Source organism: Pelomonas dachongensis (assembly GCF_043555865.1).
Lineage (GTDB): Bacteria > Pseudomonadota > Gammaproteobacteria > Burkholderiales > Burkholderiaceae_C > Pelomonas > Pelomonas dachongensis.
Genome location: NZ_JBIGHY010000027.1, coordinates 4,336 through 5,479, shown reverse-complemented (window position 1 = coordinate 5,479; position 1,144 = coordinate 4,336). Strand labels below are relative to the sequence as shown.

Here is a 1,144-nt window from a genome sequence, read left to right as displayed (position 1 = left end):
TGTGCCCATAGCAGCCGCCCACCGCGCCACATCGACCAACGCTGGATGGCTGGCTGCCAACATCCATTTTTAATGGTTCGATGGCCGCTGCCGCTGGTACCGGCTATTCGACGCTCCGCTGGCTGAGTGACCGATGCATCCCGGAACCTGACGCTCGGCCGCCTCGTCCGTGCGACGCTTGGGGCCCAACACCCTCACGCTGGCCTACGGCAGCACTTAAGAGCGTCGAGCTGGCGCTATGCGCTTCAGCAGTAGGAGGTCTGCAACGAGACCGACCAGATGGCGGGCCGTCTGGCCAATTGGCGGCCAGGCCTTGAAGGGCTCGCAGGGGACCGCAATGGAAGATGGCGACCTTTCCATTCCACCCTTTCGTTTTCTAATGAAAAGAAATCGAAAAATAAAATCTGCGTACAACTCCCATATGGAAATAAACGAAAAGCAATTACCTTGTCGATCACGAGAGTAACGACTTCGAACTGGGACATCACGCGACGAGATGTCCGCGCCAAGTCGAGGCTTTCACAAAGACTCTGGGAGATTCTTTTGTTCAAACAAATCAAATGCCTGACCTTAGTGATCGGCATTGCCGCAGCGTCTGGTGTTGCTGCTCAAGAAAAACTTGGACGCGTCGAGGTAAGTGGGGAGCGGATGAAGCGGGTTGACCCGTATGCCCTCCTTTCGCGTGTACGTGACTACCCGACTCCGATCATCAACGTTGCAAAAAGCAGCCCAGCGAAAGCGCCCGCCGCAGCTGCGCCTGCTGGCCCCGCGCTGGTTGCAAAGCCGCCTTCTCCTAACGACGACATTTGCCCGCGGACGGGGAACCCGGTTGACATCGTCACTGGGGAGAAGTTGCTGTTTGGACAAGATGCCGCCCCGCAAAACGCCAGCGGGCTCGGCGTCCAGCGAACCTATCGCAGCAACTCGACGCTCATCGGCGCGTTCGGAAAGAAATGGGAATCGGCGCTGAATGGCTTCCGCATAACCGCGGGGACGCCTATCGTCTGCAGCGGAACGCCTGGGCAACCCAATTACGTCTGCATTCCGTCGTCGGCCGTCCTGACTGCACCCGATGGTGGGATTCACATGTACTCCAAGGTGTCGACCAACACCTACCGTGCCAGCGACTCCAGTTGGGGGGGGC

Annotated in this window: 1 protein-coding gene; it reads left to right on the top strand. The window is 58.6% G+C overall.

The window, feature by feature from the left end; all coding sequences use genetic code 11:
* Positions 1-279: 279 nt before the first annotated feature.
* Positions 280-1,144, top strand: an 865-nt coding sequence (locus tag ACG02S_RS26100; protein ID WP_394473424.1) for a DUF6531 domain-containing protein, incomplete at its 3' end; no start/stop codon positions are given.